Here is a 23,281-nt window from a genome sequence, read left to right as displayed (position 1 = left end):
TGGGTGAATTCCAGTGGTCGGTGCAACACGGATCGTGGAGGTCGTGTTGTGACGTTGTCGGTGTTGGTGCATGCCAGGTGCGTGAGGTTGCTGCTGGAGGGCAAGAACAAGGTTCAGGTCGCCCGTGAGTTGGGGGTGTCGCGGACTTGGGTGAAGGGGTGGACCCGCTCGCGCGGTTTGATGTGCTCGATGGGCCCGGATGCGGGGTTGACCAGCGAGTCTCGTGAGCGTGCGCGGGTCTTGCTGGAGAGACTGTGCGGCGTGGACCCCCGCCTGGAAAGCGCAGATCAGCGCAGCTATGTCGACGCTCGTGGCCAGCTCAACTCGCACGGGCGGGGGGTGCTGTTCCACTTGCTGCTCAAGGGCAAGAAGGATGCGCAGATCGCGCGAGTTCTGGGCACCCACCGCGGCACTATCGGTCGGGAGATCGCTCGCAACGGGGGCCGGGACTCCTATCTGCCGCAGCAGGCCCAGCAGCGTGCCGCACGGATGGCTGCTCGCCCCAAGGTGTCCAAGCTCGCGGAGGGCACGCCGCTTCGCTGTCAGGTGGCCGGGCGGCTTAATCGTCGGGATTCCCCGGAACAGATCAGTGCCCGGATGAGGCTGCTGTTCCCGGATGATGAAGGCATGAACGTCAGTCACGAAACGATCTACCAGGCCCTGTATGTGCAGGGTAAAGGGGCACTGCGGCACGAGCTGACTGTGGAGAAGGCGCTTCGTTCGGGCCGGACCAGCCGGCGGCCGACCTCCAAGCTGCCCAGGCGCGGAAACAAGAGCTGGATCGGCGCCGACGCGACGATCTCCGACCGGCCGGCCGAGGTGGCCGACCGGGCGGTGCCCGGTCACTGGGAAGGCGACCTGGTACTGGGCAAGGCCAACCGGACCGCCCTGATCACCCTTGTGGAGCGCACCAGCCGGTTCGTGCTGATCCGGCGACTGCCCGAGCGCCACGACGGCACCACCGTGGCCGACGCCCTGGTGGAGATGATCAAGGACCTGCCCGAGCAGTTGCGCCGCACGATGACCTGGGACCGCGGCAGCGAGATGAGCGAGCACGCCACCTTCACCCTGGCCACCGACACCAAGGTCTACTTCTGCGACCCGTACTCACCCTGGCAGCGCGGTTCGAACGAGAACACCAACGGGCTCATCCGGGATTTCTTCCCCAAAGGCACCGACTTCTCCGAGGTCACCGACGAGGAGATCCGCTACGCCCAGGACAACCTCAACGCCCGGATCCGAAAGACCCTGGGATGGAAGACCCCGACCGATATCCTCAACACCTCAATAGGCGTTGCACTGACCACCTGAACTCAAGGTGTGGATCCACGGCCCCCATCACCCGGACTATGACCCCGGAACCCGCATCATGACGTTCCCCGCGGGTCCTCTCGCCGGCCACGCCGCACCGCGACGCCCCGAGGCGAGTCGACTTCAGAGGGAGGCAGCCGAAGCAGGCGAGACCGGCTCCGGATCGGCAGAGTCGCGGAGGCGACCCCACCAGCGCCACCGTCGCGACATCGAACGACGCAGACTCCGAGCGCAGGCTCGACTCCGGCGACAGGCCCCACCGACCGGCGCGGCGCCTCCGCAGACGGCAACGTCTCCGGCAGCGGACGACGAGCCCCCGTTCTGATGGGCGGCGGGCGACTCTCGACGTCAGAAGCGCGAGCGCGTGGGGTACCACCCGTCGGCAGCGTCGTGGGGACCGATCGACCGGACCTCGATGTGTTCGAAGGACGCGAAGTCGCCGGCGAGACGATCCCAGTTCTCGCGGGTGATCGCAGTGGTGATCGCCGAGGCGATCCGCCCGATTCCCCCGTAGATCCCGGAGAGCTGGTTCCCGGTCACGCCCATGGACGCCCGCGCTCCGGTCGAGAAGTGGTGCAGGCGGGAGAGCCACGGGGCGGTGCCCGGGTCGCGCTCGGTGAACTCGAACCCCGGACCCAGGTAGGGACTGCGTCCGGCCGGGTGGTCGACAGCGGGTGGGTGGCGGTGGGACCACAGCGCGATGTCGTCGACGAACTCGGCCAACTCCGGACGCACGCGGAGGTCCACCTGATATCCGGTCGCCGCCAGCACCACATCAGCGTGGAACCGCCCCCTGGTGGTGTCGATCGCGATCTCCTGCCCACCGCTGTCGGTGTGCACCATCGAGACGGCGCTCCATCCGCAGCCTGTGTGCAGGGCGAAACCGGAGTGGGTGAAGCACCGCCACACCGAGTGCTGAGTGGGGGGCTGCGGCAGACCTCCGGACATCACCCCGAAGTCCCACTTGCTCTGGTCGTCCAGGTCGTAGAAGCGTTCCTGCATACCCGGGAACTCCATCCACCGGAGCGGGTTGGAGGCCGGCACCGTCGCCCGTCGCACGAACACGTGTGCCCGGACGGCGCCGTGGTCCAGCGCGGTGGCCGCGTTGTCGAACCCGGAGGCGCCGCCACCCAGCACCGCCACCCGCTGCCCCCGCAACGCGGTGAAGTCGATCTGGTCCTCCGTGTGGAACCAGCGCTCGCGCGGCAGCGAGGAGGAGATGAACTCCGGCACGCGCGCCCCGCCCCCGCCCGCGAGCCCGAGCGCGCAGACGATGCGCCTGGCGGTCAACGTGGTCTCCTGTCCCTCCGGACCGTGCAACTCCACGGAGAACGGTCCGTCCGGGGTGACGGGGCGGTGGATCGCCGCCACCCGGGTCCGATGGTGGACGCGGACCCCCGTGACCTCGCGGTACCAGCGCAGGTAGTCGTTCCAGTCCAGGCGCGGAATGAGTTCGACGGCCGCCCAGGCGGCCTCTCCGTAGACGGCCTCGAACCAGCGCCGGACGTGGAGGGAGGGCACGTCGAACTCGATGCCCCTCATGTGTTTGGGGCTGCGCAGGGTGTGCATGCGGGCGTAGCGGTTCCAGCAGCCCACCTCGTGCTCCGGACCGTCATCCACCACCAGGACGCGGTCGATCCGCTGGCGCTGCAGTGCGAACGCCGATCCCAGGCCGGCCTGCCCGCCGCCGATCACCAGGACGTCGAGTTCGGTGGAACCGGGGGCGCGGGGGATCCAGTCGCGGGCATGGCTGGTGGCGGCGATGTCCTCGTGTACGCGGGCCCGGAGTATCGCCAGGCGTGCGTCCGCGTCCGGGAGTCGGCGGGAGGTCAGGGCCTCGGTCCCGGGTCCGGTGGTCACGGGGTTGGTGGTCACGGGGTTGCTGGTGACGGAGTCGGTGGTCGCGGAGGTCATGGCGGTGGATCTCCCGGGTTCAGCGGGCCCGGGTCGAAGTCGCGGGCCCACCCGGGTCCTGTGCCCGGGCGGACACCACGGCGATGCCTGACTGATGACTCGACCGCCGTGCCGTGGGACTCGGCGGTCGGATCGGCGGGGCCGACCGCACCATCGTGGTGTCCAGGCCGAGTCTGGCAGCACGGCTTTTCGACCGTGTTACGAGTGCATGAGCCCGGTGTGCCGGGCATGGGCGTGCCGGGCTCGGGCGACCCGTGCGGCGAACAGGTCGAGCGCCTCGGAAGTCAGCCTGCCGTGGACGCGCAGACGGGCGATACCACCGTCCGGGAACACGTCGAGTCGGACGAACCGCACCGGGTCCGCCGCACCCGACTCCTCTCCCGGGGCAGGTCCCGACCCAGGTCCCACCAGGAATCGGTGCCGGCAGTCCGGCTGCAGCGGCGTACGCGGGACGAGGTCCACCCACCGTTCGGGGTGTTCGATATCTTCCTCGCGAGCGACCCCACGAAGCGACGCCATCCCCGGGGCATTGCCGATGTAGTAGGAGGTGTCGATCTCCACGTGGTCGACGGTCCCCTGACCGGCGAGCGCCACTGTGACGTGGTCGTTGCCCCCGTCGCGCCGCCGGGCGTTCTCCCAGCCCTCGCCCATGATGCGGGAGCGACCGGGGGCGATGATGTTGGCAGGCGAGGAGTAGAAGAGGTCCGAGCAGTCGACCACCCGTCCCCCGTTCTCGGCGGCCGCCAGGTCGACGGTGCCCCGAAGGAACGCGGGGTCGGGTGTCGGCTCACCGTGGACCCGCAGCCGCGCGACACCGCCGTCGGGGATCATCCTCAGGCGGACGTGGGTCACGGCCAGCGGATCGGACACCTCGTAGTGGTTGCGGGTGTCCCCCTGTGCTGCTGCGGCCGGCACCAACGGCCGCCAGTGGGCCCCGGGGAGCTCTTCGGCTCCCGGGTAGCCGTCGATCCACGCACCGTCCACGGCGACCTGCGGGGGGAAGTTACCCCGGAAGAAGGCGGTGTCCACCACGACCCCGCGCACCACGCCCGGCACCCCCAGGCGGACGATCGCCGCGTCCTCTCCGGGCGAGCGCCGCCGACGGGTCTCCCAGCCGTCGTAGACCTTGCCCTTGTGTCCGAACAGGGCAGGGTCGAACACCGGCTCGGAGGGCAGGATCAGGTTCTCCTTCTCGGCGAAGAACTCGTCATCGGCGTGCACCACACTGCCGCACAGCTCGCGGGAGGCGAGGTCGGGCAGGGCGAGGAACTCGGGCTCGATCATCCGAGAGGCTCCGTTCGTGAGAAGGCGTCGTGCGCGGCGAGCGGGGCGGACAGGGCGGACTGGGCGGACTGGGCAGGCTGGGCGGGCGGGTCTGATCGGGACAGTGCGGTGCCGGCGGCGGCACCGTCGAGGTCAACGCGCCGGCCGGCGAGGTAGACGTCGCGCACCACCCCGCCGAGTACCCGCTGGGCGTAGGCGGTGACGGGGTTCTTGTGCTGCAGCCGCTCGGGCAGGACCACGAACGCCTCGTCGGGGGCCAGGACCACCAGGTCGGCGCGGGCTCCGGGGCGTATCCCGCCGCGGTCGATCAGTCCGGCGAACTCTGCGGGGCCGGAGGACATCCACCGCACGACATCGGGCAACCCCAGTCCACGCAGCCTCGCCTCCGACCAGATGATTGGCAGGCCCAACTGCACCGAGGCGATCCCGCCCCACGCCTGGCCGAAGTCGCCGCTGTCGAACCGCTTGAGTTCGGGAACACACGGCGAATGGTCCGAGACCACCAGGTCGATGGTCCCGTCGCGCAGCCCCTCCCACAGAAGCTCACGGTTGCCGGCCTCGCGGATCGGGGGGCAACACTTGTAGTGGGTGGCTCCCGGTTGGATCTCCTCGGCGAACAGCGACAGATAGTGCGGGCACGTCTCTACCGTCAGGGGCAGGCCCTCGGCCTTGGCCGCCCGGATCAGTGGCAGGGCGTTCTCGGCCGACAGGTGCAGGATGTGGGTCCGACACCCGGTGCGGCGGACTCCGTCGATGACCTGCGCCACCGCGCGGACCTCTGCGGCGACCGGTCGGGACTCCAGGAACCCCGAGTAGGCGGGTCCGGACGGCGGGGGTTGCGCGTCGATCGTCCCGGCGTCCTCCGCATGGACGATGAGCAGTCCGCCGAACCCGGCGATCTCCTTCATGGCCGCCAACATCTGCGCGCCATCGAGCGGCGGGAACTCGTCGATCCCGGAGTGGAGCAGGAAGCACTTGAACCCGAACACCCCGCGATCCCAGAGCTCGCGCAGCCGGCCCAGGTTCTCCGGCACGGCACCACCCCAGAACCCGGCGTCGACGTGCAGTTTCCCGGTAGAGCTGGCCAGTTTGGCGTCGAGCGCGGCGGGACTGGTGGTGACCGGACTGGAATTGAGCGGCATGTCGATCAGGGTGGTCACGCCGCCGCACGCGGCGGCGCGGGTGGCGCTGTCGAATCCCTCCCAGTCGGTGCGGCCGGGTTCGTTGACATGGACGTGGGTGTCGACCAGTCCGGGCAGCAGCACCACATCGTCACCCAGGTCCACGACGTCCGTGCCGGCCGGCGTCGGAGAGGTCGGGGCCGCGGGACCGGTCTCGACGGCCAGGATAAACCCGTCGGACACCGTCACGGCGGCAGGCACGACCTCGGTGCCGACCACTGCCCGGTGCGCGCGGAACACGATATCGGGGACGCCGCGCGCGCTCATGTCCTGGTCTCCGGGTGGTCGGGGTACTGGGCCGGTTCGGTGCCCGGGCGCCGGAGCCGGTCGAGCGTGGCCCTGTCGACCCCGGTCAGCTCGGCCACCTCCCCGGCGGTGGCGGCCCCACAGTCCAGCGCGCGCACGCAGAAGTCGGCCAGTGCGCGGGCGGTGGCCGGCTCGTCGAGGTACCCCGCCGACACCGGGGCTCCGTCGGGAGTGGTGCCGAGGTAGGCCGAGAGTCGCGCGCAGGCGGTGGGCAGCGAGCGGCGGTAGAAGGCGTAGGTGGCCACGTAACGGGAGACCAGTTGCGCGGGGTGCAGGTCCCAGCCCTGATAGAAGCCTCGCCGCAGGGAACGGTCGACAAGCCGTGCGTGCAGCCGCCAGGCGGTGAGGACCGTGTCCGGCTCGCCCACGGGCAGTCGGTTGGTGGAGCCGTCGGAGAGAGCCACCCCGGTCCCGGCGGCGGCGACCTGCATGACGGCCTTGGCGTGGTCGGCCGCGGGGTGGTCCATGGCCTGGTATTCGGCGGCGATCCCGCAGGCGGCCGAGTAGTCGTAAGTGCCATAGTGCAGACCGATGCAGCGTCGGTCGGACGCGTGCACCAGCCGCGCCACCAACGCGGATCCGTCGGGCCCACAGATCGACTGCGGGGTCTCGATCTGGATCTCGAACCCGATGCTCCGCTCCGCCACTCCGCAGGCCTGCTCGAGCTCACGGCACATCCGGACCATGGCGTGGACCTGGTCGACCGAGGTGACCTTGGGCAGGGTCGGTCGGAAGCCACTCGGCAGGTGGCACGGCACCCCGCCCTCCGCCGCGAGCCCGCTGACGAATCGCGTGAAGGTGCGGATCCCCCGCCGGCGGGTGGCCGGGTCGAGGGAACTGAACCGCAGCCCCCAGAACGGTGGAAGCGACGACGACGAGGTCGGCCCCCGCCCCACTGCCGCGGTGCGCGCCGCAGACAGCTCGGCCAGCACCCGGTCCACGTGCGCATCCTCGTCGCGGTCGCGGTCACCGGCGGGCACGCCGCGCTGGGTGAAGCCGTCCTCGAAGTCGATGCGCAGGTCCTCGACGGGTTCCCGCTCGAGTTTGTTCCGCACGAGCGCGTGGAGGGCTGCGGCCTCGGAGTGGGCGCGCGCCTCGTCGTCGTCGCCCCCGGGGCCTGGTCCCCCGGGTACCACGTCTCCGAACACTCTCGCCAGCGCGGCAGCGTCCGGCAGGTGGGTGTCGAACGCGTCCACCGCGGCCGCGCCCACCTCGGCCACCACGCCGGCGTGGACGCGCTCGGCGGGCAGATACAGGGTGTGGACGGGGTGGCGCGTGGCGGGCGGGCCGGGGTACCGCTCGGCGAGGTCGGCGTCGGCCGCGGCGAGGTCGGCGTCCAGGGCGTCGGCCAGTGAGACCGTAAATGCATCAGCCAGGGCCCCGGACAACCCCGAGGACCGTGCCCTCACCCGCGGTCCTGCCGCGCTGCCGCCAGGACGCGAGCGGCCTCGCGGACGGCCCCGGTGTTGGCCCTGCCCTGGCGGGAGCCGGCGAGCTTGGCGGCGATGTGGTCGCGCACGGTGATCGGCTCGTACGCGGACAGCTCCGCCCCCGGCAGATCCGGCAGGGTGGCCACGATCGCGTCCACGTCGCCGTCGTGGAAGAACGCGGCCGAGCGCCGGCGCACGATCCCGCCGTCGACGATCGGGGGCCTGACCCGGTGGAGCGTGGACATCCATCGGTCGCCGGTCAGTCGTGCGGTGAGGTCACCGAGGTTGACCAGGAGTCCGCCCTCGACCGGGTGGACGTCGTGCCACACCCCGTCGGCGGACAGGACCTGCAGTCCCGCCACGCGGTCGGCCCACAGCACGGTGACCAGGCCGAAATCGGTGTGCTCGCCCATTCCGGTGAGCTCGCCGTCGAGGGTCACCGGGCCCGGGGGCAGGGCGTAGTTGTTGAGCCGCAGCACGTCGATCGAGTGCCCGGTGATCCCGGTGAACACCTCGGGCGGCACCCCGAGCGCGTCGGCGAACGCCCGGGTGAGGGTCCGCGCGACCCGCGAGGCCTCGGCGAAGTAGGCGTCGATCCGGGGCCGGAAGTCGGGGAGGTACGGCCACAGGTTGATCCCGTAGTCGGCCTCGTCCAGCGCCAGGTCAGGGAAGGAGCGCGCCTCGACGCCCACGTTGAACGCCTCGAAGAAGTCGTTCATCCTTCCCGCGGACTCGACCCCCAGGCTCAGGCTGAGCGTCTCGCTCTTCGGCGGGCTGTACCCGCGGTTGGCGCCGGCCACGCGGTAGCCGTTCTTGGTCTCGGGCGGCAGGGCGAAGAAATCGTCGATCGCGCCCGCCAGCCCCTCGATCACCGCGTCGTCGATGCCGTGCCCGACGATCTGCATGAACCCGACGGAGGAGCACGCGGCGTCGATCTCGCGCGCGACGCGCTCGCGGGCGGCGGGGTCGTCGCCGGCGGTGTAGGGGCTCAGGTCGATCACCGGGACGCTGAACCCGGTCGGCGCGCTGGTCGATGGTGCTGTGGTCATGTCCGCTCCCGGGGCTGGGGGCCGGCCGAGGTGACGGGGGCCGGGGTACCGGGGCGCGGCCTGTCCGCGAGGGTGGCCGAGCCGATGACCTTGTTCTATCCGCGCGCGATTACCGGCCGGATACCCCGTGTGTCGCCGGTGTTACGGCACCGAGATCCCCGGGCACGTCCACATCGCGCGGGGACCCGGTGTCGTCGCACGGCACCTCGACCACCGATGCCGCGTGCGCGCGCAGGTATCGGCGGGCACCGACGTCGCCGACCGCCGACGCGATCACCCCGGGGTGGTGCCGCCCGCAGAGCAGCACCGGGTGGCCCCACCGCCCGCCGTAGGTGGCCACCGCCAGGCCAGCCCCGGCGATGTCGCCGTCGATGTCGCCGTCGATGTCGCCCGGTCCCGCCTCGCGCACCCGCCGCACCGCGCCCGCGCCGAGCCACGGCATGTCCACGGGCACCACCACCACGTCCCGCCCGGCCGCCGCCTCCAATCCCACCCGCAGCGAGGACCCCATGCCCGTGTCCCACCCCTCGTTGTGCGCCACCCGCGCGCCGGCCACCTCGAGAGGGGCGGCCCCGGTGACGACGACGACGAGCCCACACCCGCCGTCGCGCAGCAGCCCCACCGCGCGATCGACCAGGCGCACTCCCCGGTACTCGACCAGCGCCTTGGGCCCGCCGAAGCGCCGCCCCGCTCCGGCCGCCAACACGAGCCCCACCGACGCGGGACGTGCACCGTCTGCGGCTCCCGACACGTCGGTCACCGGTGGATGGCCATCTCGAGGCCGGTCAGGGGCGCGCCCGTTCCGCCGCGGTGGTGGGCGACCAGCTCCGCGGTGATCGAGACGGCGGTCTCGGCGGCGGTGCGGGCACCCAGGTCCAGTCCGATCGGCGAGCGGAGGCGCCGCAGCTCGGACTCCCCCACGCCCGCCTCGCGGAGCGACGTCAGGCGCTCGGTGTGGGTGCGCCTGCTGCCCATCGCGCCGATGTACCCGGCGCCGGTGCGCAGGGCCTCGGTGAGAAGCGGGATGTCGAACCGGGGATCGTGGGTGAGGACGCAGATCGCGGTGCTCGGGCCCACGTGGGTCCGCCGCAGGAACTCGTGGGGCCAGCACCGCACCACCTCGGCGGCGGCGGGGAACCGCTCCGGCGCGACGAAGACGGGGCGGGCGTCGCACACCGTCACGCGGTAACCGAGCAGGCCCCCGATCCGCACCAGCGCCTCGGCGAACGCGGTGGCGCCGAACACCAGCAGCCGCGGCGGGGCCAGGGACTGGACGAACACTCGCCCGGCGGGGCTCGCCACGACGGCGGTCGCCGGCCGGCCCAGCATCTCGGCGGCGCGGGCGCGGATCGGACCGCCGCGGGGCTCGCCGGTTTGCCGCGAGTCCTCGTCGTCGTTCCCCACCTGTGTCGTCCCCGCCAGTACCGTCCATTCCCCCGCGTGCGGGCCGTCCAGGGCGGTGGCGATCACCACCGGTCGGCCCTCGCGCAGGGCAGCGGTGACGCGGTCGACGGGGTGCCCGCCGTGGGCCGGGACGTACTCCACGAGCACCTCGAGGCTCCCGCCGCAGGTCGGGCCGACCGCCAGCAACTCGTCGCCGTCGGGGCCGAAGACCGCGGTGGCCGGCTGCTCGCCGGCCATGACCTCCAGGCACAGCGTGTACACCGCCCCGTCCACGCAGCCGCCGGAGACGCCGCCGATCACTTCTCCGGTCGCGGACACGGCCATCGCGGTGCCGGCGGCCAGCGGAGCCGACCCGCCGGTGGCCACGACGCGGGCGAGCGCGCAGGGGATTCCCTCGGCGCGCCACCGGCTCACGGTCTCGGCCACGGTCTCCATAAGGACATCGTGGCGGGGTGAGATTGCGCCGGTGTTTCGCGGGATCGCGCTGCTCGTTACGCGCGACGTTCGCGGGGTGGGAGGGGCGTGCGCTCAGTGGTGGCGGGCGCCCATGAGGTGCAGGATGCGGTGCACGGTGTCGTCGGCCAGCGAGTAGCGGACCACCCTGCCGTCGTCGGCGTCCCGGGCCGAGCGCACCCAGCCCTTGTCCCGGAGGATCCGCAGCGCCTGGGAGGCGGCGTTACGGGTGATCCCGGCGGCCTCGGCCAGGTCGGAGACGGTCGCGACCCCGGGGCCGACGTGGTGCATGTGCGCGAGGAGCCCCAGCCTGGTGGGGTCGCCGAGCAGTTCGAAGCGCTCAGCCCAGTCGGCCAGATCCATCGCTCCCCCTGGTTGGACAACAGACGTAACAGCAGGTGTGTTCAGACGCTCTCCGGTGTAACAGCAGCGACACATCCGCTCGCTACGCTCTGCGAACTATGTGTCCGACCGGACACCTACCCTGACCCTGGCAGGAGTGCGTCTGTGAGACCGTTGTACGCCGTCGTCTGCGTGGGACTCGCGTCGGCCCTCGCCGCCTCGGGTTGCGCGAGCCCCGCCCCGGCGTCGGAGGGCGCCGACCAGATCGTGTTGGCCGACGCCGGGGACCCCGGCGAGTTCAACCCGGTGTCCGGATACGGATCGACCGGCGTCTCCCCGCTCTACGAGGGGCTCCTGCGCCCGGCCGCCGCCGATGATTCCACGTTGCCCCGGCTCGAGCCCGCCCTGGCCGCGCAGGAGCCGGAGGTCAGCGCGGACGGGCTCACCTGGACGGTCCGGCTGCGCGATGAGGTGCGCTTCCACGACGGCTCACTGCTTGACTCCGGCGACGTGGCCGCCACCTACCGCGCCGTGTCAGACCCGGGCTCGGCCTCCCCCATCGCCTCGGACTACGCCACCATCGAGCGCGTCGAGACCCCGGACGAGCTGACGGTGGAGTTTCACCTGGGCGCCCCCGACCCGGGGATGCCGGCTCGGCTCCTGCTGGGCATCGCGCCCACCGAATCGCTGACCCCGGGTCCGGCGTCGGAGTCGGTGCTCAACACCGCGCCCGTCGGCACCGGCCCGTACCGACTGGCCAGTCTGACCGCCGGCGAGGCCGTGCTGGAGGCCGATCCCGGGTATCGCGACGGCCCACCCGAGGTCACCCGCGTGGTGCTGCGGTCGGTGCCGGACGCCGACGCCCGGGCCCAGATGCTGATGGCCGGGGAGGTCGACGGCGCCGCGCTGCCTCCCCGGCTAGCGGAGGGCCTGGCCGGACGGGGCGGCCTCGAGCTTGTCTCGGTGGCGTCGGCCGACTGGCGCGCGGTGGCGCTGCCCATGTCACATCCCTTCGCCGGCGATCCCGCGGCCCGGCGGGCGCTGAACCTGGCCGTGGACCGCGACGGCCTGGTCGAGCGCGTCCTGTCCGGGCACGGCCGGCCGGTGGCCTCGCCGATCAGCGACGCCTACCCGGAGTACGAGCCCTCACCGTTCACCGAGGCCCGCGCCGCCGAGGAGCGGATCGCCGAGGCCACCGAACTGCTGCGCGAGGCGGGGTGGCGGCCCGGCGAGGACGGCGTCCTGGCCCGGGACGGTGCGCGCGCCGAGTTCACCCTGGCCTACCCGGCCGCCGATCCGGTCCGCCGCGAGCTGGCCTCGGCGTTCGCCGACCAGCTGCGCGGGCTCGGCGTGGCGGTGACCGTGTGGGGCGGCAGCTGGGACCAGATCGAGCAGCGCATCGGCGAGGTGGCGATCCTGTTGGGCGGTGGCGACAACCCCTACACGGTGGACACCCAGGCGTACCGGACCCTGCACTCGCGCACCTCGGCGTCCGGCCCGCTGGACAACCCCGGTGACTACCGCGATCCCCGGGTGGACGCCGCCCTGGACGCGGCCCGCACCACCGCCGACCCCCGGGAGCGGACCGGGTACTACCGCCAGGCGCAGCGGGCTTATGCAGACGCGCCCGGCCACGTCTTCCTGGCCACGCTCGACCACACCTACGTCCTGCGCGACACCGGCCACGCCCGGCCCGCCCCGATCCTCGAGCCGCACGCGCACGGGGTGACCTGGGGCCCGTGGTGGTCGCTGGCCTCCTGGGCCCGCGAGTGAGCTCCCCCACCCGCGGTCTGACCCGCCGCCTGCGCGAACGCCGCGCCGACCTGGTCCACCTCACGGCCCGCCGCGCCGCCGCGGCGCCTCTGGTCCTGCTGGCCGTGACCCTCGGCGCGTTCGTGCTGGCGGCGGCGTCTCCGCTGAACCCGTTGGCCGCCCACTTCGGCGCCGGGTACGAGCGCACCACCGAGGCCGACCGGTCCGCAGCCGCCGACGCACTGGGTACGGACCTGTCGTGGTGGCAGGCGTGGTGGAGCTGGGTGGCCGGTCTGGCCACCGGCGACGCCGGGTTTTCGCATGCCTACCGGCAGCCGGTGCTCGAGGTTCTGACAGAGCGGCTGCCGTGGACGATCCTGCTCTCCGCCACCGCGCTCGCCCTGGCGCTGGCGGTGACACTGCTGGCCGGGGTCGCCGCCGCCCGCCGCCCGCACGGCGCCCTCGACCGGGCCCTGGCGGCGACGGCCGTGTCGCTCAGCGCGGTGCCCCCGTTCGTGCTGGCGATGGGCTCGGTGGCGGTGTTCGCGGTCGCACTGGGGTGGCTGCCCGTCACCGGGGCGGCCCCGCCCGGGCAGGACCCCTCGGTCGCGACGGTCGCCCGCCACCTGGTGTTGCCCGCGGTGGCGCTGGCCGCGGGGCAGGTCCCGTGGATGCTGCTGGCCCTGCGCCGCGCGGTCCTCGACGCCGAGTCGTCCGCCCCGGTGGCCGAGGCCCGCGCCCGGGGGCTGGACGAGCGCACGGTGCTCACCGGGCACATCGCGGCCGTCTCGTGGACTCCGCTCATCGCGCTGCTCGGCGCGAGGCTGCCTGAACTCATCGCAGGGTCGCTGGTGGTGGAGAGCGTCTTCGCCTGGCCCGGCCTCGCCGCCGCAACCGTGGACGCCGCCCTGGAGGCCGACTTCGCGCTGCTGGCCGCCGTCACCCTGGGCGCCTCGGCGACCGTCCTGGCGGGCACCTGGCTCGCCGACTGCCTGCTCCTGCTGGCCGACCCGCGGGTGCGGATCGATGCGTGACCACCCGGCCCCACAGCGACAGTCCACCCGGCGACAGGCCCCCCGACGTCAAGCCACCCGGCGAGTCGCCTCGACACTGCTCCTGGCCCTCGTCGTCGCGTACGCGGTCGCCTGGCCGCTGCTCGCCCCGCCGTCGTGGGCGGACACCGACTATCTGCGCGCCGGGCTGGCACCGGGTTGGCCGCACCTCATGGGCACCGACACCCTGGGCCACGACACCTCCGTGCGAGTGGCGCAGGCGCTGCAGGTCTCCCTGGCGGTGGCCGCCGGGTCGGCCGTGGCGGCCACGGCGATCGGGGTGGCGGTGGGCGCCGCCGCCTCCGCGGGTGGGGCGCGGGTCGATGCGCTGCTCATGCGCCTGACCGACGCCGTGGCCGCGGTGCCGCACCTGCTGGCGACGGTCGTGGTGGTGGCGATGTTCCGAGGGTCGATCACCGCCCTGGTCCTGGCCCTCGCGCTGACCCACTGGCCCCCGGTGGCGCGGATCGTGCGCGCCGAGACGCAGAAGGTCATGGCCTCCGGGTACGTCGCCGCCTCGCGGGTGGCCGGGGCCTCGCCCGCCGGGCTGGTGCGCCACCACGTGCTCCCGGCCGTCGCCGGGCAGGCGGGGTTGGCGGTGGTGGTGATGCTCCCCCACGCCGTCTGGCACGAGTCCACGCTGTCGTTCCTGGGCATCGGACTGCCGCCCGAGCAGGCGAGCCTCGGCACGCTCATCGCCCTGTCCCGGGCGGATCTGCTGCTGGGCAGATGGTGGGCCCTGGCCTTCCCCGCCGCCGCGCTGATCGTGGTGACCGTGGCGGTGGCGCTGCTCGCCCCCGCCGGGCGTCGCCGGGCACGTCGGGGGGCGTCGCCCGCGATCCACCGTGACGACGACGACAACGGGGCCGGTTCCTCCGGCGAGCCGATGCCGCCGACACCTGTTCCCTCGACACCTGTTCCTTCGACACCTGTGCCCTCGACCCCCGCGCTGGACATCGCCGGGCTCACGGTGTCGCTGCCCGGCCCGGAGGGCCACCCTGTCCGCATCCTCGACGACGTCACGCTGCGTGTTCCACCGGCGCGGGTCCTGGCCGTGGTGGGCGAGTCGGGCGCCGGCAAGTCGACGCTCGCCGACGCGTGCTGCGGGCTGCTCCCGGAACAGGCCCACGTGCGGGGGCGCATCACGGTGCTCGGGAGCTCAGGTCCCGATCGTCAGGTGGGCCACGTGCCGCAGTCGGCGGCCGCCGCGTTCACGCCCACCCGGCACGTGCGCGGGCAGCTCGAGGAAGCGCTCGCCGTGGCCGGGCGGTGGCGGGAAGGCCCCCGCTCGGTCGCCGAGGTGTGCCTCGAGGTGGGTCTCGACCCCGCGCTGGCTGACCGCTACCCACACCAGTTGTCCGGGGGGCAACTCCGCCGCGCGGCGATCGCGGCCGCGCTGGCCACCGCTCCCGTGGTGCTCGTGGCGGACGAGCCGACCGCGGGCCTCGACGCCGGGCCCGCCCTGGCGACCGTGCGGCTGCTACGCCGCCTGGCCGACGAGCGCGGCATCGGCGTCGTGGTGATCACCCACGACCTGGCCACGCTGGCCGCCGCGGACGCCGCCGACGAGGTCGCCGTGCTCCGGGCCGGGCGCCTCTGCGACCTGGGCCCGGCCTCGCGGGTGCTCGTCGCACCCGACACCCCGTACACCCGCGAGCTCCTGGCCGCCGCGCTGCACCCCGGGTCTGCGGCGGTACTCGGCGCGGTGGTGGGGTCGTCGTCGTCATGACCCTCGTCGCCGACCGGGTCACCTACCGCCGTCCGGACGGCGGATTCGTCCTTCCGCCGACCGACCTGACCGTTCGACCAGGGCTCATCACCGCGCTCGTCGGGCCCTCCGGGTGTGGCAAGACCACGGTGGCCCACCTGCTCGCGGGCCTGCTCGTCCCCGGCTCCGGTTCGGTGACCGCGGAGGGCGTGGGGGTGCGCCGACGTCGGGGTCGGCTGCCCGGCCACACGGCCCTGCTGGATCAGGATCCGGTGTCCGCCTCCGACCCGCACCTGACGCTGCGCCGCGCCCTCACCCTGTCGGCGTCGGTGCGCGGCGTCCCCGTGGACCCGGTCGCCCTGGCGGTCGAGGTCGGCCTGGACCCGGCGCTGCTGGACCGCCGCCCCGCGGAGGTCTCCGGCGGACAGCTCCAGCGCGCCTGCCTGGCCCGCGCGCTGGCACAGGGACCCCGGTACCTGATCGCCGACGAGGCCACCGCCCACCTGGACCCTCTGAGCACGGCCGCGATCGCCCGCACACTCCGCCGGCGGGCCGAGGGAGGCCTGGGTGTCCTGGCGATCACCCACGATCTCCGACTGGCCGAGCGCTGGGCCGATGAGGTGGTGACACTCGGGGCCCACGTGCCGTGACGGCACCGAGACCCGAACGCAACCAGACCGACTCTGGACAACAGCAGGCCACCGGCGCACAATCCTAACCATGTTAGGCACTCCGAATCGCGATAGGTCAGCCGAACGCCGTGAGGCGACGCGTCGGGAGATCATCGACGCCGCGTGGGAGGTGGCCCGCGAACAGGGCCTGGCCCAACTCACCCTCCGCGACGTCGCGGCCCGCGTCGGCATGAAGGCGCCCTCGCTGTACTCCCACGTGGATTCCAAGAACGCCATCTACGACGCGATGTTCGCCCAGGCCTGGACCGAGTGCCTCGACATCATGCTGGCCCTGGACGAGCGACGCCCGTCCGATGCCCGGGGGACGGTCCGGATGTACGCGCGGGCGTACTTCGACTTCTGCGTGAGCGACCTCGCCCGGTTCCAGCTGATGAACCAGCGCACCATCCCCGGCTTCGACCCCAGCCCCGAGGCCTACGCGCCCGCGGTGCTCGTGCTCGACGGGCTGCGTCAGCGGTTCGCGGCGATCGGGATCACCGACCGGGAGGACATCGACCTCTACGTGGCGGTGGTCGGCGGCATGGCGGACGCCCAACTCGCCAACGACCCCGGCGGCGATCGCTGGGCCCGCCTGGTCGACCGCGCGGTCGACATGTACCTGCACGACGTCGGCATCCCGACCGACGTCCCGGTCACCACCACACAGGAAGGCACGCCGCCATGACAACGACAACCGGGCACCACCGCTCGAAGAACGACCCGCGACCGCCCCGGCTGGACCGGGACACCGCCGCCCGCCTGGCCGAGACCGAGTACGAGCGGGTGGCCGACATGCTCGACCGCCTCACCACCGAGCAGTGGGGCACCCAGACCGACTGCACCGAGTGGGACGTGCGCGCGATGGCCGGGCACATGCTGGGCATGATCCAGATGCTCGCCAGCTGGCCGGAGATGGTCCGACAGCAGGTGGCGTCCGGCAGGCGCGCCAAGCGCGAGGGCTGCCCCGCGATCGACGCGATGACCGCACTGCAGGTGGAGAAGAACGCCGGCCTGACGACAGAGGAACTGATCGCCGAAGTGCGCCGACTGGCCCCCAGGGCCGCCAGGAACAGGCGGCGCGCGCCGGGCGTGATGAGGAAGCAGGCCATGGAGGACAACGGCGAGTGGTGGTCCATGGGCTACCTCTTCGACGTGATCCTGACCCGCGATCCGTTCATGCACCGCATCGACATCGCCTCCGCGACGGGAGTAACCATGACGGCGACCGCGCAACACGAGGGGGTGATCGTCGACGACGTGGTGACCGAGTGGGCCGGCCGGCACGGGCAGGCCTACGACCTGGAGCTCACCGGCCCCGCGGGCGGACACTGGCAGCACGGCGGACACTCGGGCGCGGGCGAGAACCTCACCATGGACGCGTTCGAGTTCTGCCGCGCACTCAGCGGCCGGGCCCCGGCCGAGGGGTTGCTCCGGACCCAGGTGCCCTTCTGACCCGGATCGTGGATGCGCCCTTATCCGAACGAGTGTGAGGTAGATTACATTCCGGGCACAACGCGCTGGTAGCGCGCACTTCTCCGGCCGTCGCCGCCTTTCACTCGACCCCGGAAGAAGGACGCCGCCATGCCCCCGTCAGAACCCCGACCCACGTCGGATCCACGCCCACCGCACCCGACCGCGGCCCGCGTCAGTCGCCGCTCGGTCCTGTCCGCCCTCGGCGGGGCGGTCGCGGCGACCGGCTTCGTGGGCCTCGGGACCGGCTCCGCCGGAGCCCAGAGCCTCACGGGGTCGCTGGGTTCCGGCTCCCTCGGATCCTCGGGCGGCACCCCGCCGGACGGGATCCCCTCGGCGCAGCGTGAACCACTCGAACTGCTGCTCCTGGGGACACTCGCCGGCCCGATGGTCGAGAGGACGCGGGTGGGGATCGCGTCCGTCCTCGTGGTCAACGGGGCCGCCTACGTGATCGACTGCGGCCGGTCCGCGGTCACGCAGTACGGGCTGACGGGCCTGGAACTGGCCGCGATCAGCGACATCTTCCTCACCCACCTGCACGCCGACCACATCGCGGACTACTACAACTTCGCACTCATCGGCGGGGTGGTCGCCAACGCCGCCGGGGACAAGCTCACGGCCCCCGTCGGCGTCTACGGCCCGGGGTCCGCGGGCGGGCTGCGACCGCCCAACGTCGACTACCCGAACTTCCCGGTGGTCGCCCCACAGAGCCCGACCCCGGGCACCGCGGAGATGACGCAGCGGCTGGACGAGGCCTACGCCTACACGTCGAACATTTTCCTCCGGGACAACGGCCCCTCCGGTGGACCGCCCGACCCGCGCACGCTGTTCGACGTCCACGAGATCGTGATCCCGGACGTCGGCGCCAGCTACACCGACACCTCCCCGCCGATGGAGCCGTTCTTCGTCATGGAGGACGAGAACGTCCGGGTCACCGCCACCCTGGTCCCGCACGGGCCGGTCTTCCCCGCATTCGCCTTCCGCTTCGACACCGCGCACGGATCGGTGACGTTCTCCGGGGACACCAGCCTCAGCGAGAACCTGGACCGTCTGGCGCTCGGCACCGACACCCTCGTGCACGAGGCGATCAACGTGCGTGGCGGGAACCTGCCGCCGGCCATGATCGAGCACAACCTGGAGTCCCACGTCGAGGTCCAGGTGGTGGGGCAGGTCGCCGAACGCGCCGGTGCCCGGCGGCTGGTCCTCACGCACCTGGGCGACTACTCCGGCGTCGTGGACGTGCGGCAGTGGCACGACTGGGCCCAGGCAGGCTACGGCGGGGATGTGATCGTGGGCCACGACCTGCAGCGGATTGTCCTGGCCACCCGCTGACCCCCGCCTCGACATCATCGGAACGCGTCTCAGGAGGAACCATGAGCACCATCGACATGATCACGTCCCATCCCCACCCGACCGGCGGTCTGCCCGTGGAGTTGCTGGCGGAGGCGATCGACGCGGCGTCCGCGTGCGCCGTCATCTGCACCGCCTGCGCGGACGCGTGCCTGGCCGAGGAGTCGGTCGCGCAGATGCGCGACTGCATCCGCACCGATCTCGACTGCGCGGACGTGTGCGCGGCCACCGCGTCGGTGTTGAGTCGCCGGACCGGGACGATCTCCGCGGCGGTCAAGGAGGTGCTCAACGCGTGCCGCGTCGCGTGCGCGACGTGCGCCGACGACTGCGGGGCCCACGCGGACCTCCACGCCCACTGCGCGATCTGCGCCGAGGCCTGCCGACGCTGCGAGACGGCGTGCGCGGAGTTGCTCAGCGCGATCGGGTGATCAGGGCCACCGGGCTGTTCGGGGGATCGTGACGCTGAAGCGTGCGCCGTGCCCGGGGCCGTCGCTGGCCGCGCTGACGCGACCGCCGTGGGCCTCCACGAGTGCCCGGGTGATCGCCAGCCCGATGCCGCTGCCCCCGCCGTGTCGGCCGCGGGCGGTGTCCACGCGGTAGAAGCGGTCGAAGAGGTGATCCAGGTGGTGCGCGGCGACGCCCTCGCCGGTGTCGGTGACTGTGACGGACACCCGTCCCGGTGCCCCCGCCTCGGCCCCGGAGGTGTCCGTGGTGAGGAGGCTGGTGCTGACGGTGACGGAGCCACCGGCAGGCGTGTGCCGCAGCGCGTTGTCCAGCAGGTTCCCCAGCACCTGGCCCATGCGGTCGATGTCCACGGTGACCTCGGCGTCGACGAGGTCACGGGCGGCGAGCTCCACCCCCTTGTCCGCGAACCGCTCCCGGGCGGCGTCGAGGGCGGTCCCCACCAACTCGGCGATGGTGGTGGGGACCGGATGGAGGCGGGTCAGGTGCTCCTCGACGGCGGAGACGGCCACGATGTCCGCCGCCAGGCGTTCGAGCCTTCGGGTGGCCGTCCACAGCACCTCCCTGGTGTCGTCGTCGTAGTCCCTCACACCATCGTCGACGGCCTCGAGGTAGGAGTCGATCGTGGCCAGCGGGGTGCGCATCTCGTGACCGAGGTCGGCGAGCATCCGGCGTCGCGAGGTGTCGGTGGCGTCGAGTCGCCGGGCGAGTTCGTTGACGCTCGTCGCCAGGTCGTCGAACTCCCGCCCCAGCTCGGGGCTCGCGACCCGCGTGTCGTAGCGTCCGCCGGCGATCTCGGCCGTCGACGCCGTCACCACTGCGACCGAACGCTGGACCCTGCGGGTGAGGTACCAACTCGCCAGCAGCGACAGGAGCACCGCGACTCCCACCGCCAGGCCCCAGGCCAGGACGATCGAATCGGTGAACGCCTCCTCGACGTGGGCGGCCTCCGTGGAGTCGTGCTCGATCCCGGCCTGCCCGAGGTGGTCGTGGAAGATCTCGGGCGCCAGCACCGAGGCGACGAGCCACGCGCTCCCCGCGCAGCCCACCACCACCCCGGCCATGACCACCAGCAGACGCGTCCCGAAACTCGCCCCGGCGAGCCGACCGCGCCGCACCTCGCCGACAGCGCCGGTCACCGCCCGGCCCCCATCCGGTAGCCCACGCCGCGGACGGTGCGGACGTAGCGACCCCGCGCGGCCTCGTCACCGAGCTTGCGGCGCAGGTGCGCGACGTGGACGTCCACCAGGTGGTCGTCGCCCACCCAGTTCGGGCCCCACACCCTCTCGATCAACTGGGATCGGGTGAACACGACACCCGGGTCGCGGGACAGGGCGGCAAGCACGTCGAACTCGGTTCGGGTCAGGGCGACGGCCTCCCCGTCGACGCTCACCTCGCGACCCGCCACGTCGATGGTCAAGCCCCCGATCCTCCGCAGACGCGCCTCCACCACGCCGCCGCCCGCGGACCCGGCGGCCGCCACCTCGTCGTCGTACCCGGTCCCGGGCCCCCGCGGTCTGCGCAACATCGCCTGGATCCTGGCCATGAGCTCACGGGGGCTGAACGGCTTGGTCATGTAATCGTCCGCGCCGACGGACAACCCGATCAGCGTGTCGACCTCGTCGGTCCGGGCGGTGAGCATCACCACGTACGCGTCGGAGTGAACCCGGACCCGCCGACACACCTCGACCCCGTCCAGGCCCGGCAACCCCAGATCCAGGACGATCACATCGGGGTCCACCGAGCGGGCGAGCGTGACCGCCTCCGCCCCGTCGCCGGTGACGGTGACCTCGAATCCGTCTCGACGGAGATACGAGGCGACCAGGTCCGCGAGCGACTGCTCGTCGTCGACGACCATCGCGCGCAACCCCGTGGGTGGTCGCGGCCCGGAACCGGGGGCACCGGCCTGTCCGTGGTCGCCGGGGCTGGAGGTCATGGGTCCCATCATCGCGCCCCGCCGGGGTATCCGCCGCCCCCGCGACAGCCTTGACCAAACCTTCACACGACCTCCATCCGGCCCCCGGACCCGGCGGGCAGGATGGAACCCAGCAATCCGGACGCTCGGCCGCAACGTTCGAAAGGACCTCGACGATGACCAGCAGGATCTTCCTCGCCGCCGCAGCCGTGGCCGTCCTCACGCTCTCCGCTTGCGCAAACGACGGCGACGACACCACGGCCGCCCCGCCGCCGGCCACAGCCACCACCGAGAACGGCGCCCCCGCCACGGCCCAGGAGGGCGCCGACTCCGAGCACTCCGCAGCCGACGTGCGGTTCGCGCGGATGATGATCCCGCACCACGAGCAGGCCGTCGAGATGAGCGACCTCGTCCTGGCCAAGGACGACGTCCCCGACGACGTCCGCGAGCTGGCCGAGGAGATCAAGGCCGCTCAGGGCCCGGAGATCGAGCAGTTGAACGACTGGCTCGAGGAGTGGGGCGAGCCCGGCACGGGCCACGGGGATCATGGCGACCACGGCGGCACGGGCACGGGTGACCACATGGGCGACCACATGGGTGATGCCGACGAGATGCGCATGATGGACGGGATGCTCTCGCCGGAGGAGATGCAGGAGTTGGCCGACGCCGAGGGCACTGACGCCGCGCGGTTGTTCCTGGAGCAGATGATCGTTCACCACGAGGGCGCGATCGACATGGCCGAGGACCAGGTGGCCGGCGGCACCCACCCGCAGGCGGTCGAGCTGGCCCAGACCATCATCGACACCCAGCAGCGGGAGATCGATCAGATGCGCGAGATGCTCGCCGGCCTGTGACCGTGACGACTGCGCTGACGACTGTTCCCCGCCTGCCCGCGCCCCGTCGCGCCCTGCTCGCGGCCGTGGCCGCGGGGTCGTTGGCGCTGGCCGCCTGCACCTCGGCCGAGCCGGAGCCGGACACGCCCGGCCGGGCCGCGGCCACCCTCGTCGAGCAGCACGACCTGGAGGGGTTGGACGCCCGGCAGGTCATCGAGCGGCTCGACACCATGCCCGTGGCCGAGCGGCCCGACGACCTGTGGGCCTCCGTCGAACCGGACCAGCTGATACTGAGCGACCCCACCGGTGACCTCGATGAGACGGCGCTGCCGATGCCGGCCGACGAGTTCTACCTCTCCGTGGCCCCGTACCGGACCTTCACGCACGACTGCTTCTTCCACAGCCTCACCACGTGCCTCGGTGAGCTCGGTGGTGAGACCGTCCAGGTGACCGTGACGGACGAGGCGACAGGGCAGACCGTGCTCGACGAGACCCGCACGACCTACGACAACGGCTTCGTGGGCCTGTGGCTCCCGCGCGACCTCACCGGCACCCTGACGATCGCGCACGACGGCGACTCGACGACCTCGCCCGTCTCCACCGGCGACGACGACCTGACCTGTCTGACCACGATGCGGGTGGCGTAGCCGGCGCGCCCGTCACACCGACTCAGCTGCCCCATGAGGCGACCCGCGATCCGGTTCACACACGCGACACGCCGCAGGATTTGACGGAATAGCGCGCATATGTCTAGTTTTAAAAAGGTCTTCATAAGTGTGATCGAGGACACTCGCTGAACCCTCGATTCACTCCCCTGGCCGAAGGATACCCATGCGTAATTCTGTGCTGGTCGCGCTGAGCGCTGCCATGATCGTCGCCCTCCCCGCTGCCGGAGCCGCCTCGGCGCAGGCCGATGAGCAGGAGCTGAATTTCACCGTCACGGCCGCCCAGAACGGCGGACTCTCGGTGAATACCGGCGGCCCGGTGAGCACCCTCGGCCTGGCATCGGACGGCGGGACGGCCTCGGGCACGCTGACGGTCTTCAGCATCACGGACACACGCGGCACCACCAACGGGTGGAACGCCTACCTGGGGCTCACCGACTTCGTCCACACCCAGGACGCGACCGCGATCATCCCGGCCACCAAGGCGACCTACCGTCCCCCGTCCTCTGCCACCGGGTTGGTCTTCGGGGGAACGGCCAACCGTGTGGCCGCGGACATCCCGTTGAAGAACGACGACACTCTCTTCATGACCCGCACCCAGCGGACGCTCGCGGCGCCGCTCGAGATCGCCACGATCCCGAACCTCAACGCGATGACGGTCGACCTCTCGGACGGAGTGGCGATCGGCCAGTACAAGGCGACGCTCACCCTGTCGGCTCTCTGAGCCGA

22 protein-coding genes are annotated in these 23,281 nt (G+C 72.2%); 12 read left to right on the top strand and 10 right to left on the bottom strand.

All coding sequences use genetic code 11. The features are described 5' to 3' along the window. The first annotated feature begins 87 nt into the window (after positions 1-87). Positions 88-1,311, top strand: coding sequence for an IS30 family transposase (locus tag ABIE38_RS13365; protein WP_354056560.1), 1,224 nt, complete (start codon positions 88-90; stop codon positions 1,309-1,311). Between the two features lie 348 nt (positions 1,312-1,659). On the opposite strand, the gene ABIE38_RS13360 is transcribed toward ABIE38_RS13365, so the two are convergent. From ABIE38_RS13360 to ABIE38_RS13325, 8 genes are all read right to left on the bottom strand, one after another. Continuing rightward, positions 1,660-3,225, bottom strand: a complete 1,566-nt coding sequence (locus ABIE38_RS13360) for an NAD(P)-binding domain-containing protein (RefSeq protein ID WP_354057027.1) — start codon at positions 3,223-3,225, stop codon at positions 1,660-1,662. 198 nt (positions 3,226-3,423) lie between these two features. Then, entirely contained in the window at positions 3,424-4,509 is a 1,086-nt protein-coding gene (gene alc, locus ABIE38_RS13355) for an allantoicase (protein ID WP_354057025.1), read from the bottom strand. Then, complete coding sequence (gene allB / locus ABIE38_RS13350; RefSeq protein ID WP_354057023.1) at positions 4,506-5,957, bottom strand: allantoinase AllB; 1,452 nt, start codon at positions 5,955-5,957, stop codon at positions 4,506-4,508. The genes alc and allB overlap by 4 nt, the downstream gene beginning before the upstream one ends. Beyond that, on the bottom strand, positions 5,954-7,405 hold the full coding sequence (locus ABIE38_RS13345; protein WP_354057022.1) for a DUF6986 family protein: 1,452 nt from the start codon (positions 7,403-7,405) through the stop codon (positions 5,954-5,956). Before ABIE38_RS13345 ends, allB begins: the two co-directional genes overlap by 4 nt. Then, positions 7,402-8,475 carry an isopenicillin N synthase family dioxygenase gene (locus ABIE38_RS13340; protein WP_354057020.1) on the bottom strand — a complete coding sequence of 358 codons (1,074 nt, stop codon included), beginning with the start codon at positions 8,473-8,475 and terminating at the stop codon, positions 7,402-7,404. The genes ABIE38_RS13345 and ABIE38_RS13340 overlap by 4 nt, the downstream gene beginning before the upstream one ends. A 109-nt stretch (positions 8,476-8,584) precedes the next feature. Further along, the gene (locus tag ABIE38_RS13335) at positions 8,585-9,235 is read right to left on the bottom strand and encodes a nucleotidyltransferase family protein (RefSeq protein ID WP_354057018.1); all 651 of its coding nucleotides are present in this window, start codon (positions 9,233-9,235) and stop codon (positions 8,585-8,587) included. After that, positions 9,232-10,314 (bottom strand): XdhC family protein, encoded by a 1,083-nt coding sequence (locus tag ABIE38_RS13330; protein WP_354057016.1) that lies wholly within the window; start codon positions 10,312-10,314, stop codon positions 9,232-9,234. The genes ABIE38_RS13335 and ABIE38_RS13330 overlap by 4 nt, the downstream gene beginning before the upstream one ends. Positions 10,315-10,407: 93 nt before the next feature. Continuing rightward, positions 10,408-10,695 carry an ArsR/SmtB family transcription factor gene (locus ABIE38_RS13325; protein WP_107745896.1) on the bottom strand — a complete coding sequence of 96 codons (288 nt, stop codon included), beginning with the start codon at positions 10,693-10,695 and terminating at the stop codon, positions 10,408-10,410. A gap of 144 nt (positions 10,696-10,839) precedes the next feature. On the opposite strand from ABIE38_RS13325, the gene ABIE38_RS13320 reads away from it, so the two are divergent. The 8 genes from ABIE38_RS13320 (at position 10,840) to ABIE38_RS13285 (ending at position 19,105) form a co-directional block, all read left to right on the top strand. Then, entirely contained in the window at positions 10,840-12,447 is a 1,608-nt protein-coding gene (locus ABIE38_RS13320; protein ID WP_354057015.1) for an ABC transporter substrate-binding protein, read from the top strand. After that, on the top strand, positions 12,444-13,460 hold the full coding sequence (locus tag ABIE38_RS13315; RefSeq protein WP_354057013.1) for an ABC transporter permease: 1,017 nt from the start codon (positions 12,444-12,446) through the stop codon (positions 13,458-13,460). The genes ABIE38_RS13320 and ABIE38_RS13315 overlap by 4 nt, the downstream gene beginning before the upstream one ends. Further along, positions 13,453-15,207 (top strand): ATP-binding cassette domain-containing protein, encoded by a 1,755-nt coding sequence (locus ABIE38_RS13310; protein ID WP_354057011.1) that lies wholly within the window; start codon positions 13,453-13,455, stop codon positions 15,205-15,207. Before ABIE38_RS13315 ends, ABIE38_RS13310 begins: the two co-directional genes overlap by 8 nt. After that, the gene (locus ABIE38_RS13305) at positions 15,204-15,836 is read left to right on the top strand and encodes an ABC transporter ATP-binding protein (protein ID WP_354057009.1); all 633 of its coding nucleotides are present in this window, start codon (positions 15,204-15,206) and stop codon (positions 15,834-15,836) included. Before ABIE38_RS13310 ends, ABIE38_RS13305 begins: the two co-directional genes overlap by 4 nt. Positions 15,837-15,906: 70 nt before the next feature. Beyond that, a complete protein-coding gene (locus ABIE38_RS13300) occupies positions 15,907-16,542 on the top strand; it encodes a TetR/AcrR family transcriptional regulator (RefSeq protein ID WP_354057007.1) in 636 nt (211 codons plus the stop codon). Then, entirely contained in the window at positions 16,539-17,309 is a 771-nt protein-coding gene (locus ABIE38_RS13295) for a maleylpyruvate isomerase family mycothiol-dependent enzyme (protein WP_354057005.1), read from the top strand. Before ABIE38_RS13300 ends, ABIE38_RS13295 begins: the two co-directional genes overlap by 4 nt. Before the next feature lie 129 nt (positions 17,310-17,438). Beyond that, a complete protein-coding gene (locus ABIE38_RS13290; protein WP_354057003.1) occupies positions 17,439-18,659 on the top strand; it encodes an MBL fold metallo-hydrolase in 1,221 nt (406 codons plus the stop codon). 41 nt (positions 18,660-18,700) lie between these two features. Further along, on the top strand, positions 18,701-19,105 hold the full coding sequence (locus ABIE38_RS13285) for a four-helix bundle copper-binding protein (RefSeq protein ID WP_354057002.1): 405 nt from the start codon (positions 18,701-18,703) through the stop codon (positions 19,103-19,105). On the opposite strand, the gene ABIE38_RS13280 is transcribed toward ABIE38_RS13285, so the two are convergent. Together ABIE38_RS13280 and ABIE38_RS13275 are read right to left on the bottom strand one after the other, a co-directional pair. Then, entirely contained in the window at positions 19,106-20,203 is a 1,098-nt protein-coding gene (locus tag ABIE38_RS13280) for a sensor histidine kinase (RefSeq protein WP_354057045.1), read from the bottom strand. 71 nt (positions 20,204-20,274) lie between these two features. Then, a complete protein-coding gene (locus tag ABIE38_RS13275; protein ID WP_354057043.1) occupies positions 20,275-20,997 on the bottom strand; it encodes a response regulator in 723 nt (240 codons plus the stop codon). Positions 20,998-21,230: 233 nt separating this feature from the next. Between ABIE38_RS13275 and ABIE38_RS13270 the strand changes: the two genes are divergently transcribed. The 3 genes from ABIE38_RS13270 (at position 21,231) to ABIE38_RS13260 (ending at position 23,276) form a co-directional block, all read left to right on the top strand. After that, positions 21,231-21,908 (top strand): DUF305 domain-containing protein, encoded by a 678-nt coding sequence (locus ABIE38_RS13270; protein ID WP_354057000.1) that lies wholly within the window; start codon positions 21,231-21,233, stop codon positions 21,906-21,908. Further along, the gene (locus tag ABIE38_RS13265; RefSeq protein WP_354056998.1) at positions 21,905-22,534 is read left to right on the top strand and encodes a CueP family metal-binding protein; all 630 of its coding nucleotides are present in this window, start codon (positions 21,905-21,907) and stop codon (positions 22,532-22,534) included. The genes ABIE38_RS13270 and ABIE38_RS13265 overlap by 4 nt, the downstream gene beginning before the upstream one ends. Before the next feature lie 184 nt (positions 22,535-22,718). Further along, positions 22,719-23,276: a hypothetical protein gene (locus tag ABIE38_RS13260; protein ID WP_354056996.1), complete on the top strand. Its 558-nt coding sequence runs from the start codon at positions 22,719-22,721 to the stop codon at positions 23,274-23,276. Positions 23,277-23,281: the final 5 nt, after the last annotated feature.

Source organism: Dietzia sp. 2505 (assembly GCF_040546785.1).
Lineage (GTDB): Bacteria > Actinomycetota > Actinomycetes > Mycobacteriales > Mycobacteriaceae > Dietzia.
This window is presented reverse-complemented; position numbering and strand designations above follow the sequence as displayed.